This is a genomic window from Citrobacter sp. Cs237 (assembly GCF_030332325.1).
Classification (GTDB): domain Bacteria; phylum Pseudomonadota; class Gammaproteobacteria; order Enterobacterales; family Enterobacteriaceae; genus Citrobacter_A; species Citrobacter_A sedlakii.
This window is the reverse complement of the sequence record NZ_JAOWIB010000103.1, coordinates 79,918-93,114: the sequence shown is the minus strand read 5'-3', so window position 1 is coordinate 93,114 and position 13,197 is coordinate 79,918. Positions and strand designations below refer to the sequence as shown.

The following is a 13,197-nucleotide window of genomic DNA, read 5'->3' as shown; positions in this document are numbered from 1 at the left end:
GATTGTTCAGAACATACACGATTCTGCTGCGTAAGAAAGTGAAAGACGTTCCAGAGGCTCACTCACCGGTCATCAAAATGTCTTCGTTAAATAATGTCTCGACGCGCCTTCTTCCGGGAAATTATCGAGAGTCATTTTTAGCTGATATCCGTTCTTCTGATAAAACGGCAGCGCCTGAAAACTCATGGTATCCACCAGCGCGTGACGGCAGCCTCGCTCCTGCGCTGCCTGTTCCGCTGCCTGCATCAGCTGTCTGCCGTAGCCGCCCCTGCGCAACGATTCATCCATCCACAGGTATTTTATACACAGCCACTCGCCTTTGATTTCGCCAATCAGCCCCCCTTTGATAATCTCGCGATCATTGCGCCAGTACACCGCCAGATTGCCAAAATGGGTCGTTTTCAGGAACTGAAGATTATAAGCGCGTAACCCGGTGAGCAGTGCGTTCTGATCGTCTTCGGTAACCGTCTCTGTAACCTGTATCTGCATATTATCCTCCTGAAACATACCGCTTCTGGCTTACTTTATTTTCAGCATTCACACGGAATGCCGAGTGAGCCGCCTACCGTCTACACTTATTCTTAACGAGAAGCGCATCGACAAAAGGATTATTACCATGAAACTCGCCGTTATGACGATGGTTGCCGTACTTTTTACCCTATCGGGATTCGCCCGGGCCGACTCGCCTTATGGCGCGCTCCAGTCAGTACACGAGAAAAATACCATTCTGAAGGATCTACGAAAGCTCTGCTCGCCGAAGGGATCGCCTTCTGACGACGCATGGGAAAAAACCATTATGTCTACAGAAGGGAATCAGTTGCATATTCGCGAAGCGATTGTGGCGATGGAGAGAAATAACCAGAACAACTATTGGGAAGCGTTAGGTAAGGTTGAATGCCCGGATATGTAAGCGTGAAGCCGCAGCCCCACGCCCGGTCATCATAATTATCGCTGATGCACGTCCGGAATAATGAGGTCGCCGCGCAGGGTATACGATCCCAGCATATGCTGCGTTTTTTCATTGAGCCAACCGACAATACGCGCCGCCATGGCGTCCATAGAATATTCAATTGCCGGAATGGTGGGAATACCCGGCAGATGCAGCGATCCCGCCAGGCTGAAAACCATAATGTCTTCCGGAACGGACTTATTGAACGCCTGCAGTTGCGGAATAACCCGCTGCGCCTGCTGTTCGTCCGCCACCAACAGCGCGTTAAAGTTGAGCGTCGAGGCGTTATTCAGCAGCTCCTGCAGGGCCACGGAAGACGACGTCGCGTCCATAAAGACCAGGTTACGGTTAAACGGCAGGAAGTTTTTCTCCAGTGCAAGTTTATAGCCCAGTAAAACCTGATCGGAAAAACCCATCCCGTGAGGATGAATCAGCGCAATCTGTCGGCGATTCTGGCTGATGAGATAGTTACAGGCGGTTTCGGTCGCGAAAGCGTGATCGAACTGGATGCTGTTAACGTCGTCCCCCACTTCCAGACAGTCCACCAGAATGACGTTCTCCTGGTTAATGTTCAGTGGAAAACGCGCGCCAATGATCAGCACATCGTCACACAAACCGCAGCTCAGCTCGTCGAGTGCGCTCAGCACTTCCGCTTTGGTATTGGCAAAGCGAAGCAGCAGATGTTTCTGGTGCTGGCTCAGATGCTTTTCCAGCGCATAAAGATAGCCCGTCGTCTGGTTGATGTTGTCCTGGGCGCATATCACGCCGATACAGCCCGTGGTCTGGCTTAGCAGCGACTGGGCAATCACATTCGGGCGGTAATTTAGCTCATCCACCGCTTTCAGTACGGCAAGACGGCTGGCTTCCTTTACCCCACGCGATCCGCTCAACACGCGCGACACCGTGGCTTTCGACACGCCAGCCAAACGCGATACATCGTTGATAGTAGACATCATTCTCCCCTGACAGAGCCCGCCTGGCTCCTCAAATCCTGAAGTTAACATTGGCTCATTTTATCGCCAAAGGCAGTATAGCTGTTTCCGTTTTTCATGGAAACCGATTTTCCATTTTCACTCAAAAAGACATTTTTGCAGCCAAAATCGTGAGCTGAATCCAAATAATTAGCCTTATAAGAATAAGTTCTTGATGAGTGTCACAGTTCTGTTTGCTTCAAATGGAAACCGGTTTCCGTATGATATCAAATCAGACTCGCAATAAGTTTTTACATTTTGAGGATGGTTAACAATGTTCAGGATTATGTTGTGTTGTTCCGCAGGGATGTCTACCAGTCTGCTGGTTCGTAAAATGGTCGAAGCAGCGGAGGAACGGAAACTACCGGTACAAATTGACGCCTACGGCGTTTCCGAATTTGACATTCAGTTTCCAAATTACCAGGTGGTGCTGCTCGGCCCCCAGGTAAAGTACATGCTTAACACGCTCTCTGAGAAGGCTGCCACCCAGGGTATACCCGTACAAGCAATCGATATGCTGGATTACGGAATGCAACGCGGTGACAAGGTGCTGGACTATGCTCTGTCGCTGATTGAAGCGACACACTAGAAGGTGTCATTATGAGTTCGTTATATCAGTCAATGGTTGCTGTCATAGAACAATCCATCACTCCTCTTGCCGGGAAACTGGGCCAGCAAAAGTATGTGATTGCGATTCGTGACGGTTTTACCGCGGCGCTGCCGTTTATGATCATCGGCTCGTTTATGCTGGTGTTTATCTTCCCGCCGTTTTCTGCCGAAACCACCAACAGCTTTGCCCGTGGCTGGCTTGATTTCTCCGCCACGTATCGTGAACAGTTGATGCTGCCGTTTAACCTCAGCATGGGCGTTATGACGTTCTTTATCTCCGTCGGCATCGGCGCAAGCCTGGGCCGTCAGTTTAACCTCGATCCGATCATGTCCGGCCTGCTGGCGTTTATGGCGTTTTTGCTGGTCGCCGCCCCGTATGCCGACGGTAACATTTCCACTCAGTACCTTTCCGGTCAGGGGATCTTCACCGCGTTAATCACCGCCATTTATTCTACCCGCGTCTACGCCTGGCTAAAGCAGCACAACGTGACGATCCGCCTGCCAAAAGAAGTGCCAACCGGTGTCGCCCGTTCGTTTGAAATCCTGATTCCGGTTCTGGTAGTGATCGCCACCCTGCATCCGCTGAATCTGTTTATTGAAGCGCAGACCGGGATGATTATTCCGCAGGCGATTATGCATTTGCTGGAGCCGCTGGTGTCGGCATCGGATTCGCTGCCCGCGATTTTACTTTCTGTCCTGCTGTGTCAGATTTTCTGGTTCGCCGGGATCCACGGCGCGCTGATTGTCACTGGCATCATGAACCCGTTCTGGATGGCTAACCTCTCTGCCAATCAGGCCGCATTGGCGGCTGGCGCCGCGCTGCCGCACGTTTATTTGCAAGGGTTCTGGGACCATTACCTGCTGATTGGCGGCGTAGGGTCTACCTTACCGCTGGCCTTCCTGCTCCTGCGCAGCCGCGTCACGCACCTGCGAACTATCGGCAAAATGGGAATTGTGCCTAGTTTCTTCAACATCAATGAGCCTATTCTGTTCGGCGCGCCGATCATCATGAACCCGATGCTGTTTATTCCGTTTGTTTTTGTGCCGATGATCAACGCCGTACTGGCTTACACCGCGACCCGTCTGGGCTGGCTGGAGCAGGTGGTTTCTTTAACGCCGTGGACCACGCCCGCGCCGATCGGCGCCTCCTGGGCGGCGAACTGGGCCTTTAGCCCGGTGGTAATGTGTCTCATCTGTATGGTGATGTCGGCGCTGATATACCTGCCGTTCCTGCGCGCCTACGAACGTTCGCTGATGAAAACAGAAGAACAAAAAGCGCAGGATGCCGTCTCCGTGGCGAATGCAGCCCGTAGCAACTCATAATGAATCAAGGAGTCAGAACAATGAGATACCGTTTTCCTGAAAACTTCTGGTGGGGCAGCGCCTGCTCAGCGCTGCAAACCGAAGGGGATAGCCTGAACGGCGGCAAAAGCCAGACCACATGGGATGCGTGGTTCGATCGCCAGCCTGGCCGTTTCCATCAGGGGGTTGGCCCGACGAACACCTCGACCTTTTATCAGCGCTGGAAAGAGGATATCGCACTGCTTAAGCAGTTAAACCATAACAGCTTTCGCACTTCGATCAGCTGGACACGTCTTATCCCGGACGGTACCGGCGAGGTGAATCCCGAGGCGGTGGCCTTCTATAACAATGTTATCGACGCGCTGCTGGCGCAGGGCATCACGCCGTTTATTACCCTGTTCCACTTCGATATGCCGATGGTGATGCAGGAAAAAGGCGGCTGGGAAAACCGCGATGTTGTGGACGCGTTTGGCCGCTACGCGCAAACGTGTTTCGACCTGTTCGGCAACCGGGTGAAGCACTGGTTCACCTTCAACGAGCCGATTGTACCGGTTGAAGGCGGCTATCTGTATGACTTCCATTACCCGAACGTGGTGGATTTCAGACGCGCAGCTACCGTGGCGTATCACACCGTGCTGGCACATTCTACGGCGGTGCGAGCGTATCGCGCCGGAAATTATGACGGTGAGATCGGCGTCGTCCTCAACCTGACGCCCTCCTATCCGCGCTCGCAAAACCCGGCGGATGTGAAGGCCGCGCACCATGCGGACCTGCTGTTTAACCGTAGCTTCCTCGACCCGGTGCTGAAAGGGGAATATCCGGCGGACCTGGTGACGCTGCTGAAAGAGTACGACCAGCTTCCGGCCTGCCAGCCCGGCGACGCGCAGCTGATCGCCGACGGCAAAATCGATCTGCTGGGGATCAACTACTACCAGCCGCGCCGGGTGAAGTGCCGGGACAGCGCCGTCAATCCTGACGCGCCGTTTATGCCGGAGTGTTTATTTGATTATTACGAAATGCCGGGGCGTAAAATGAATCCGTATCGCGGCTGGGAAATTTATGAGCCGGGTATTTACGATATTATTACCAACCTGCGGGATAATTACGGCAATCCGCGCTGTTTTATTTCCGAAAACGGCATGGGTGTGGAAAACGAACAGCGCTTTATTCAGGACGGGAAAATTAACGACAGCTACCGTATTGAGTTTGTCACAGAACATCTTAAATGGCTGCATAAAGGAATAAGCGAAGGCTGCAATTGCCTTGGCTACCATATGTGGACCTTTATTGATAACTGGTCATGGCTCAATGGTTATAAAAACCGCTACGGCTTTGTGCAGTTAGATTTAGACACGCAACAGCGTACGGTGAAAAAGAGCGGCGAGTGGTTTGCGAAAACTGCCGCCAGTAATGGATTCGATTAATACGAGAACATCATGATTGCATTAGAAGAAGCGGTAATGGAAATCATCGTCAATGCCGGACAGTCACGCAGCCTCTGCTTTGAGGCGCTGCACGCCGCGCGCGCTGGCAACATTGACGAAGCGAAAAGCCTGCTTCGTGAGGCTGATGGCTATGCGCGTCAGGCTCACCACATGCAAACCAAATTGATCGAACAGGATGCCGGGGAAGCCCGGCAACCGATGACATTAATTATGGTGCATGCGCAGGATCATTTAATGACGTCGCTGCTAGCCCGCGAGCTATCAGAGGAAATTATTCATCTCTATCAACGCTAAATTCATTTAAATAATACACGGAGACGACACCACGATTAAATAAACGTTTTCTGTACCCTTTATATAAAAAACAGATCAACTTGTTTTGGTGATAGCAATTAAACCGAGACGGGATGGTTATTATCTTAAAATAAATTAATGGTCACATCTGTTCAGAATGCGAAAGCAGCCTGAAGGATAAAGTGCCAATGAGATAACCATGAACATGATAAAAAAACTTCCAGTAACGCTGGCGGTCATGGCCGCGCTGTGTCCCATATCTGCGCTCGCACAGGAATTTACTCAGGAACAGATCGACGCTATCGTCGCTAAAGCCGTGGATAAAGCGCTGGCGGAGCGGCAGGCGAAAATGGACGCCGCGATAGCGCAGAAAGCCGATGTCATTAACGAACCGCAAAGCGCCGCCCAGTCTCCGGATATGGCCATCCCCTTTGGCGTGAAATTTAGCGGCTACGCGCGCTACGGGGCGCACTTCCAGAGCGGCGATCAGAAATATGTCGGCGTCGACGGTTCCTATAACGGCGCGTCGGCGATTGGTCGTCTGGGTAATGAAAGCAACGGCGGGGAATTCCAACTGTCGAAAGCCTTCAAAAGCGATAACGGCGCCATCTGGGATATTAACGTAATGATCGACCACTGGGGCGATGAGGTAAACCTCAAAAAAGCCTACGCGGGCGTGACGAACGTGCTGGCCTCTAACCCGAACGCTTACATTTGGGCGGGCCGCGACTTCCACCAGCGTCCTCAACAGGGTATCAACGACTATTTCTGGATGAACCACGACGGTCAGGGAGCCGGGGTGAAAAACGTCGACATTGGCGGCGTCCAGTTTGACGTGGCGACCGTGGCCGCGGTGGAGTCGTGCAGCCCGGAAGTCATGGAAGACGAAGCGAACCCGTCGCGCATTACCTGTACCGGCGGCTCCGGCACTGGCGATAAGGGCAATTATGCAGTGACCTCGAAAATTCACGGCATGAAGCTCGGCCCGCTGGATCTGGAAATCTACGCCAACTACGGCTTTGACTCGAAAGCCGTCGACAGCGAAGAGCGCCTGAAAGCCTGGCAAGGCGCGTTTGTGGTCAGCCATACTAACGACAGCGGAGTGAACAAAGTGATCGCCCGCTATTCCGACAACTCAGATAACAGCGTTTACAACAAAACCGACGATCTGACCACCGTTTACGCCAGCTTCGAAGGTAGCCACAAATTCACGCAGCAGGCGCAGGTGGAGTATCTGCTGGCGTTCCATGACTACGACAACAGTTCCGATCAGAGTGAAAACCGTAAGAACTATGGCGCGATCGTGCGTCCAATGTATTTCTGGAACGACGTCCACTCTACCTGGCTGGAGGCGGGTTATCAGCGTGTCGATTATGACACCGGCGGCGATAACTCAGGCTGGAAGCTGACTCTGTCACAGAACATGTCGATCGCGATGGGGCCGGAGTTCCGTCCGATGCTGCGCTTCTATGTGACGGGCGGCAAGGTGGAAAACGACCGCACCGCGCGAGTGAACGGTACGGATGACGAAACCCTGGATGATTTCAACATTGGCGCGATGTGGGAAGCGTGGTTCTGACGGCAGTATGTGGATGTAGCTGGCCTACCTGCAGGTAGGCCAGCTCTCGGCTCAGGCGATCATTGCATATCCTTTATGCGCACTTTCGCTGCCACCAGAAGCGCCGTCAGCAGCATCAGGCTGCCGGAAAGCATCAGGGGCGACAGCAGGCCGAGGTTATCGAGTGCATAGCCTCCCACCGCAGCCCCGCAGGTATTGGCAAGCTGGATCACGGCGACCTGAACGGATCCAGCCTTTTCTGCCTGATCGGCAAGCGAACGGGTGATCCATGTCGACCAGCCCACCGGCACCAGCGCAAACGCCAGTCCCCAGATAACCGCAATGACTGCCGCTACCGTCTTATCGTCCCCCCACAGGGTCAGCACCAGCGCGCTCACCGCCAGTACCAACGGCGCACCGGCCAGCGCCAGTTTCACCGAACGTTTGAGGATAACGGACGAGAGCGAAGTACCGACAAAGCTGGCAATTCCGAAGCTCAGCAAGACCAGCGTCAGGCCATCGACATCAAATCCCGCCAGATTCATATACACCGGGCGAATATAGGTGAAGAACGCGAACTGTCCGGCAAAGGACATAAAAATGGCGATCATCCCGGCCATCACCCCTGGGCGATTGAGCAAGCTGAACATATTCTGCTTCTGATGTGACGGCTCGCCGGGCAGCGACGGCAGCGATTTTACAATCCAGACGATGCACAGGAGGCCCATCACTGCCGCAGCGTTAAAGACGTTGCGCCAACCGATAATCCCACCCAAAAAGCTGCCCAACGGAGCGGCGATCACCAGCGCGATGGAGACCGCGCCAAAAATTACCGACAGCGCCTTCGGCACCGTTCTCGGCGGCACCAGTCGCATCGTCAACGACGCCGACATCGCCCAGAATCCACCGAGCGCCAGCCCAAGGCAGGCACGCCCCACCAGCAGCAGCGTAAAGGAATGCGCAAAAGAGACCAGCAGGCAGGAGAGCGTCAACAGCACAGAAAACAGGATCACCACGTAACGGCGATCGGTGGCCTGAATGATCTGGGTAATAAACAGGCTGGCGAACATCGCGACAAACGCCGTCACCGTCACCGACTGCCCGGCTACGCCTTCGGTGATGCCCAGATCCTGCGCCATCGGCGTCAGCAGGCTAACCGGCAGAAACTCAACGGTAATCAGGCAGGCTACACAAAACGCCACGGCAAAGACCGCCGACCAGTTTGGGCGCGAAACCGCTTTGGCCTGCGGTGGAATTGTGGGCTGGATATGTTCTGTCATGGCATCACCTGAGATAAAAACGTGCGGAAAAGTCGCGCAGTTTATCATCAAAAGTGTGACGAATTTAACGTTTCGACAACTTTTCTTGCATCGCCGCATTCGCCAGCCCGACGATCCATTCCTGGTGCCCGTTAATCATCGGATTCGGCACGGTGCGAGCAAGTTCCTGTGCAGGAACGCCTTTCTGTGACTCCTGAGTCAGAATACGGACGCGGTTTCCCGGCAAGTCTTCAAACAGCCAGGCGTGGATCACATCCAGACGCGAGCTGGCATCGCCCTCCACCCAGCCGTGCCATGCGATCCGTGCGGCTTCACCGTCCACGGGTGGAACATACTCCGTGACCTGCGCCTCAACCGGGAAGCCAAAGGTCGTGAAGCGAAAGCGAGCGTTGGCGCTCAGTTCCGGACCGCTGCCGTCGTGAAAACGGATATCTTCGGCGTTGCTGTAGTAGTTCGGCCACAGGGTTGTGTCGTTAAGCTGCGCCCAAATCTCTTTTGCGCTCAGCCCGGCGACGATGATTTCGTTGGATGCAAAGTTATCGGTGGTGCCTGGCAGGTAGTCGTTCGGCCAGATAATGGCGGATTGTTTCATGGTTCACCTCATCAGCGAGTGGATGAGGTGATGGTGCGCCTGTGGCAGATATAAATCTAATGACGATGCTTTATACTCTTCATCACGTTTCGTGATATCAGTGAAGATAAAACACGCCCTCTTCCGGGAGGAAAAGCTGGTTATAGCGCAGCTGGAAGGCGTTAAGCTCCTGCGGATCGGGTTCTATCTCGCGCATGAAGCCGAGCGCGAGGCGGATTTGCGCATCGGTGATCGGCGCGGCCAGACGGGCTTTACGCAGCATGCGGTGCCAGGAATGCAGATTCTCTTCGCTACCGTCGACAACGCAGACCTGCCAGATCAGCAGCACCTGGGCGGCATTCTGCAGGTGCGCCTCGTCGGGGCGCTCGAGGTAGCGGATAAACTCATTGCCCGGCGTTTTGCCGAACTGGTCAATCATCGACTCGACCGGCATCGGGGTGACTCCCAGACGCTCGCTTAAACGTTTGATGGCGCGGCGGGAATCGGAAGTCAGGACGCGAAACCCAACCACAAACACCACGGCAAGCGTTGCCAGCATTATCCAGACCATGCGTTCTCCTTAGACTAGCCGCTCATCATAGCGGGAAACGCAATGCGTCGACAGCGGGCAGCGCCATAATAGTGAACGGAAAAGAGGTGGAAAATCGTCATGAAAGCGGATCTGCGCACGCTGGATCTTAACCTGCTGAAAACGCTCGACGCTCTGCTGGATGAACGCAGCGTCACCCGCGCGGCGGCGCGTCTTGCTCTGACCCAACCTGCGGTCAGCGGCATGCTCAACCGCCTGCGGGACTACTTCGACGATCCGCTCTTTATCCGCGCCCCGCACGGCATGGTGCCAACCACGCGCGCGGAAGCGCTGGCCGCTCCGGTGAAGCGCATTCTCGCGGATATCGACGTACTGCTTCAGCCCGTTGCCTTTGACCCTAATACCGCTCGCCTCACCTTCACTCTTGCCGCTACGGATTACGCCCTGCGCGCGGTTGTTGTGCCGTTTATCGCCGCCCTTAAGGCACAGGCGCCTGGCATCCGCGTGCGCGTGGTGCCCGTTACCCCCGGCAGCCTTGTCAGCCAGCTTGAGCAGGGCGATATTGACGTGGCGTTGATCACCCCCCATACCACGCCCGAGGAGCTTCACAGCCGTGCGCTTTATGATGAACGGTACGTATGCATGATGCGCGCCGATCATCCAAACGCCGGAGAGCCAATGACGGTAGACCGATTTTGCGCCCTTGAGCATGTGCTGGTCTCTTACGAGGGAGACGGCTTTCGCGGGGTAACCGATAGCGCGCTGGAGAAAATTGGCCGGACGCGGCACGTGGGACTCTCGGTGAGCCACTTTTTAGTCCTGCCGGACGTGCTGGCCCTCAGCGATATGATTGCCGTCGTGCCGTCACGCATCGCGGAAAATCAGACGGGGATGTTCGTCTGCGAGACGCCAGTTCCCGTGCCTGGCTTTACCAAAAGCATGGCCTGGCACGGCAGAACGCACCGCAATCCCGCGCAGGCGTGGCTGCGCGGGCTGTTACTGCAAACCAGTCAGCGAGCCTGAAGCCCCTTAAGCAGCGCCTCGTGGAAGCGCGCGGGGTCCTGCATCTGCGGCGCATGGCCCATGTCGTTAAATTCCACCAGCGTCGCGTGCGGGATGCGCTTCGCCGTCTCCTTCCCGAGCACCGCATAGTTGCCGAGCGTTTTGCGGATCTCCGGCGGGGCGAGATCTTTCCCGATGGCGGTGTTGTCCCTGGTGCCGATCATCAATAATACCGGCATGTTGAGTTCGCTAAATTCGTAGATCACCGGCTGGGTGTAGATCATGTCGTAGAGCAGCGCCGAGTTCCAGGCCACACGTTCTTTTCCCGGCCCGTTGTTCAGCCCGGCGAGCATGGTGACCCAACGCTCGTACTCCGGCTTCCACTCTCCGGCGTAGTAGGTATTTTTCTCGTACTGACGAATGCCGTCGGCGCTGACCTTCAGCTCGCGCTGGTACCACTGGTCGACCGTAATATGCGGCACGCCGCGCGCTTTCCAGTCCTCCAGGCCTATCGGGTTGACCATCACCAGCTGCTCCACCTGCTGCGGCCACATCAGCGCGTAGCGGGTCGCCAGCATGCCGCCGGTGGAATGCCCGATCACCGTCGCCCGTTCAACGCCCAGCTTCTCCAGTAGCGCATGGGTATTATCCGCCAGCTGCTGGAAGGTGAACTGATAGCTCTCCGGCTTGGTGGATTTACAGAAGCCGATCTGGTCGGGAGCGATCACCCGATAACCGCTCGCCGACAGCGCGCGGATCGTGCCATCCCACGTTCCGGCGCAGAAGTTTTTGCCGTGCATCAGCACCACGGTGCGGCCGTTAGGTTTTTCCGGCTTCACGTCCAGATAAGCCATATCCAGAGACTGATTCTGCGAGGTAAACGTAAAGTGTTTTACCGGCCAGCCGTAGTCGAAACCTTCCAGCTTCTCGCCGTATGTGGGGGCATCCGCAGCCATTGCGGGGGGCGCCAGCGCCATCAACAGCGCCAGACAGGATAATCGTCGGGACATCATGCAAGCTCTCCAGGAAATAAAGGCCAAAGGCTGCGCGAAAGGCGGCAGCAAAATAACACTGTAGAGCATCAGACGGAGCGGGTGTGTAAAGCGGGGTAAAGAGTGGAGTTCAGAACAAAAAAGCCCGGCATCCCACACCGGGCAAAGAAGTTACCTGCACACTCAGGCTACTTTTAATTTCTGGGCACGATTTTCACGGCGGATCTTACGTTCTTCCAGCACCGCCACCATCGCCATCAGGACGATACAGCCAATCGCTGCCGCATCCAGCGCCGCGAAGGTGCCCGCCCAGCCGGTGAGGCCGAAAATCGGCGTGCCGTCGGCGATCATCCCCAGGCCCAGCTTGGCGAAGCTGTCGCCGATCAGGTAGGCGAAGGTGCCTTTGATCCCATCGGCGGCGCCGATCGCTTTTTTCGGCACGAAGCCGACCGCCGCCACGCCGATCAGCAACTGCGGGCCAAAGACGAGGAAGCCGAGCGCAAACAGGGACGCCAGGTAGACATACTGGTTGCTGGCGTGCTGGTATACGCCGAGCGTGGCGATAATCAGCGCCAGCGCGATACACGCCACCAGCGCGCGACGGCCGTTGGCGAGATCCGAGAGCCAGCCCCACAGCAGCGTGCCGACCAGCGCGCCCACTTCGAACAGGGTAAAGCCCTGAATCGCCACCTCTTTCGAGAGCTTCAGCTCCTGGAAAGCATACACGGTTGACCACTGGTCGATGCCGATGCGCACGACGTACAAGAAGATATTCGAGAAGCACAGCAGCCAGATCACTTTGTTTTTCAGCACGTATTCAACAAAGATCTGCCATTTGGACATCTCGTTCTCTTCGGTCTCTTTGTCCTCTTCGCTGATCTCCTCGCCGAACAACTCTTCGGCTTTGCCGAGACCGTAAGATTCCGGGGAATCGCTGCCGAAGCGCAGGCCGATAAAGCCGACAATCAGGGCGATAACCGACGGAAAGATAAACATACCGATCACGTGGCCGTCGAACAGGACGTTCGCGCCGAACAGCGCCACGCCAGCCGCGCCCGCGCCGCCGAGGTTATGAGAGATGTTCCAGAAGCCAAGGAAGGTGCCGCGCTTGCGCCGCGGGGTCCATTTGGTAATGGTGGAGTAGCTGCACGACCCGCCGGTACTCTGGAAGAAACCGCTCAGGGCGTAGAAGGCGATCATCAGGAACAGGCTGACAGAGCCACTGCCCATGCTGGCGCTGAAGCCGAGCATACAGATCGCCGAGAGGATCAGCATAAACGGCAGGAACTGCTTGGTATTCTTACCGTCAGCATAATAAGAAACCAGCGTTTTCCCCACCCCATAGGTGATGGAGAAGCCAAGGCCAATCATCCCCAGTTGCGTCATGCTCAGCCCGTAGGTCGAGATCATGTCGTTCTGGGCGATGTTAAAGTTTTTGCGGATCAGGTACATGGTCAGGTAGCCGATAAAGACCACCAGATAAGACTGCATGAACGGTTTGAACCACATCTTACGCCGCACATCGAGCGGCAGATCCAGGGTCGGCTTGCGCACCTGATTCAGAAAGGCCAGCATAGATCTCTCCCGAGCTAATTTTTTACCTGCGAATGGCAGGCATTGTAAAAATCAGCCGGGAATTGAGCCTGAGACAGCGTCCAGGTAAAACCGGGAAAA

The 13,197-nt window shown here is 55.4% G+C and carries 14 protein-coding genes; 7 read left to right on the top strand and 7 right to left on the bottom strand.

The window, feature by feature from the left end; all coding sequences use genetic code 11:
• Positions 1–72: 72 nt before the first annotated feature.
• On the bottom strand, positions 73–489 hold the full coding sequence (locus tag OGY07_RS10965; RefSeq protein ID WP_042287393.1) for a GNAT family N-acetyltransferase: 417 nt from the start codon (positions 487–489) through the stop codon (positions 73–75).
• A gap of 127 nt (positions 490–616) precedes the next feature.
• Between OGY07_RS10965 and OGY07_RS10960 the strand changes: the two genes are divergently transcribed.
• Positions 617–910, top strand: coding sequence for a YicS family protein (locus OGY07_RS10960; RefSeq protein WP_042287129.1), 294 nt, complete (start codon positions 617–619; stop codon positions 908–910).
• Positions 911–945: 35 nt separating this feature from the next.
• On the opposite strand, the gene OGY07_RS10955 is transcribed toward OGY07_RS10960, so the two are convergent.
• Positions 946–1,902 carry a LacI family DNA-binding transcriptional regulator gene (locus OGY07_RS10955; protein ID WP_286600785.1) on the bottom strand — a complete coding sequence of 319 codons (957 nt, stop codon included), beginning with the start codon at positions 1,900–1,902 and terminating at the stop codon, positions 946–948.
• Positions 1,903–2,194: 292 nt separating this feature from the next.
• On the opposite strand from OGY07_RS10955, the gene OGY07_RS10950 reads away from it, so the two are divergent.
• The 5 genes from OGY07_RS10950 to OGY07_RS10930 all read left to right on the top strand — a co-directional run bounded on the left by OGY07_RS10950 (position 2,195) and on the right by OGY07_RS10930 (position 7,149).
• A complete protein-coding gene (locus OGY07_RS10950) occupies positions 2,195–2,509 on the top strand; it encodes a PTS sugar transporter subunit IIB (RefSeq protein ID WP_042287136.1) in 315 nt (104 codons plus the stop codon).
• An 11-nt stretch (positions 2,510–2,520) separates the two neighbouring features.
• Complete coding sequence (locus OGY07_RS10945) at positions 2,521–3,852, top strand: PTS sugar transporter subunit IIC (protein ID WP_060569989.1); 1,332 nt, start codon at positions 2,521–2,523, stop codon at positions 3,850–3,852.
• Between the two features lie 20 nt (positions 3,853–3,872).
• Positions 3,873–5,255 (top strand): 6-phospho-beta-glucosidase GmuD, encoded by a 1,383-nt coding sequence (gene gmuD / locus OGY07_RS10940; RefSeq protein WP_286600527.1) that lies wholly within the window; start codon positions 3,873–3,875, stop codon positions 5,253–5,255.
• A 12-nt stretch (positions 5,256–5,267) separates the two neighbouring features.
• Complete coding sequence (locus OGY07_RS10935; RefSeq protein WP_008786514.1) at positions 5,268–5,570, top strand: PTS lactose/cellobiose transporter subunit IIA; 303 nt, start codon at positions 5,268–5,270, stop codon at positions 5,568–5,570.
• 199 nt (positions 5,571–5,769) lie between these two features.
• Positions 5,770–7,149 carry a carbohydrate porin gene (locus tag OGY07_RS10930; RefSeq protein WP_286600525.1) on the top strand — a complete coding sequence of 460 codons (1,380 nt, stop codon included), beginning with the start codon at positions 5,770–5,772 and terminating at the stop codon, positions 7,147–7,149.
• Between the two features lie 59 nt (positions 7,150–7,208).
• On the opposite strand, the gene nepI is transcribed toward OGY07_RS10930, so the two are convergent.
• From nepI to OGY07_RS10915, 3 genes are all read right to left on the bottom strand, one after another.
• Positions 7,209–8,408 (bottom strand): purine ribonucleoside efflux pump NepI, encoded by a 1,200-nt coding sequence (gene nepI, locus OGY07_RS10925; protein ID WP_042287396.1) that lies wholly within the window; start codon positions 8,406–8,408, stop codon positions 7,209–7,211.
• A 64-nt stretch (positions 8,409–8,472) separates the two neighbouring features.
• A complete protein-coding gene (locus OGY07_RS10920) occupies positions 8,473–9,000 on the bottom strand; it encodes an SRPBCC domain-containing protein (RefSeq protein WP_003861040.1) in 528 nt (175 codons plus the stop codon).
• A gap of 97 nt (positions 9,001–9,097) precedes the next feature.
• Positions 9,098–9,550, bottom strand: coding sequence for a DUF1198 domain-containing protein (locus OGY07_RS10915; protein WP_205612640.1), 453 nt, complete (start codon positions 9,548–9,550; stop codon positions 9,098–9,100).
• Between the two features lie 99 nt (positions 9,551–9,649).
• On the opposite strand from OGY07_RS10915, the gene OGY07_RS10910 reads away from it, so the two are divergent.
• Complete coding sequence (locus OGY07_RS10910) at positions 9,650–10,552, top strand: LysR family transcriptional regulator (RefSeq protein ID WP_181822304.1); 903 nt, start codon at positions 9,650–9,652, stop codon at positions 10,550–10,552.
• Here the strand turns inward: OGY07_RS10910 and OGY07_RS10905 are convergent.
• Entirely contained in the window at positions 10,540–11,544 is a 1,005-nt protein-coding gene (locus tag OGY07_RS10905) for an alpha/beta fold hydrolase (RefSeq protein WP_286600520.1), read from the bottom strand. The genes OGY07_RS10910 and OGY07_RS10905 overlap by 13 nt on opposite strands.
• A 162-nt stretch (positions 11,545–11,706) precedes the next feature.
• Positions 11,707–13,098, bottom strand: coding sequence for a hexose-6-phosphate:phosphate antiporter UhpT (gene uhpT / locus OGY07_RS10900; RefSeq protein WP_181822302.1), 1,392 nt, complete (start codon positions 13,096–13,098; stop codon positions 11,707–11,709).
• Between the last annotated feature and the right edge of the window lie 99 nt (positions 13,099–13,197).

Bases quoted from the DNA above. Each gene is read 5' to 3' on its own strand.
- OGY07_RS10930 (WP_286600525.1), top strand. From the start codon at position 5,770: ATGAACATGATAAAAAAACTTCCAGTAACGCTGGCGGTCATGGCCGCG.
- OGY07_RS10905 (WP_286600520.1), bottom strand. From the start codon at position 11,544: ATGATGTCCCGACGATTATCCTGTCTGGCGCTGTTGATGGCGCTGGCG.
- nepI (WP_042287396.1), bottom strand. From the start codon at position 8,408: ATGACAGAACATATCCAGCCCACAATTCCACCGCAGGCCAAAGCGGTT.
- OGY07_RS10955 (WP_286600785.1), bottom strand. From the start codon at position 1,902: ATGTCTACTATCAACGATGTATCGCGTTTGGCTGGCGTGTCGAAAGCC.
- uhpT (WP_181822302.1), bottom strand. From the start codon at position 13,098: ATGCTGGCCTTTCTGAATCAGGTGCGCAAGCCGACCCTGGATCTGCCG.
- OGY07_RS10920 (WP_003861040.1), bottom strand. From the start codon at position 9,000: ATGAAACAATCCGCCATTATCTGGCCGAACGACTACCTGCCAGGCACC.
- gmuD (WP_286600527.1), top strand. From the start codon at position 3,873: ATGAGATACCGTTTTCCTGAAAACTTCTGGTGGGGCAGCGCCTGCTCA.
- OGY07_RS10915 (WP_205612640.1), bottom strand. From the start codon at position 9,550: ATGGTCTGGATAATGCTGGCAACGCTTGCCGTGGTGTTTGTGGTTGGG.
- OGY07_RS10965 (WP_042287393.1), bottom strand. From the start codon at position 489: ATGCAGATACAGGTTACAGAGACGGTTACCGAAGACGATCAGAACGCA.
- OGY07_RS10910 (WP_181822304.1), top strand. From the start codon at position 9,650: ATGAAAGCGGATCTGCGCACGCTGGATCTTAACCTGCTGAAAACGCTC.
- OGY07_RS10950 (WP_042287136.1), top strand. From the start codon at position 2,195: ATGTTCAGGATTATGTTGTGTTGTTCCGCAGGGATGTCTACCAGTCTG.
- OGY07_RS10945 (WP_060569989.1), top strand. From the start codon at position 2,521: ATGAGTTCGTTATATCAGTCAATGGTTGCTGTCATAGAACAATCCATC.
- OGY07_RS10960 (WP_042287129.1), top strand. From the start codon at position 617: ATGAAACTCGCCGTTATGACGATGGTTGCCGTACTTTTTACCCTATCG.
- OGY07_RS10935 (WP_008786514.1), top strand. From the start codon at position 5,268: ATGATTGCATTAGAAGAAGCGGTAATGGAAATCATCGTCAATGCCGGA.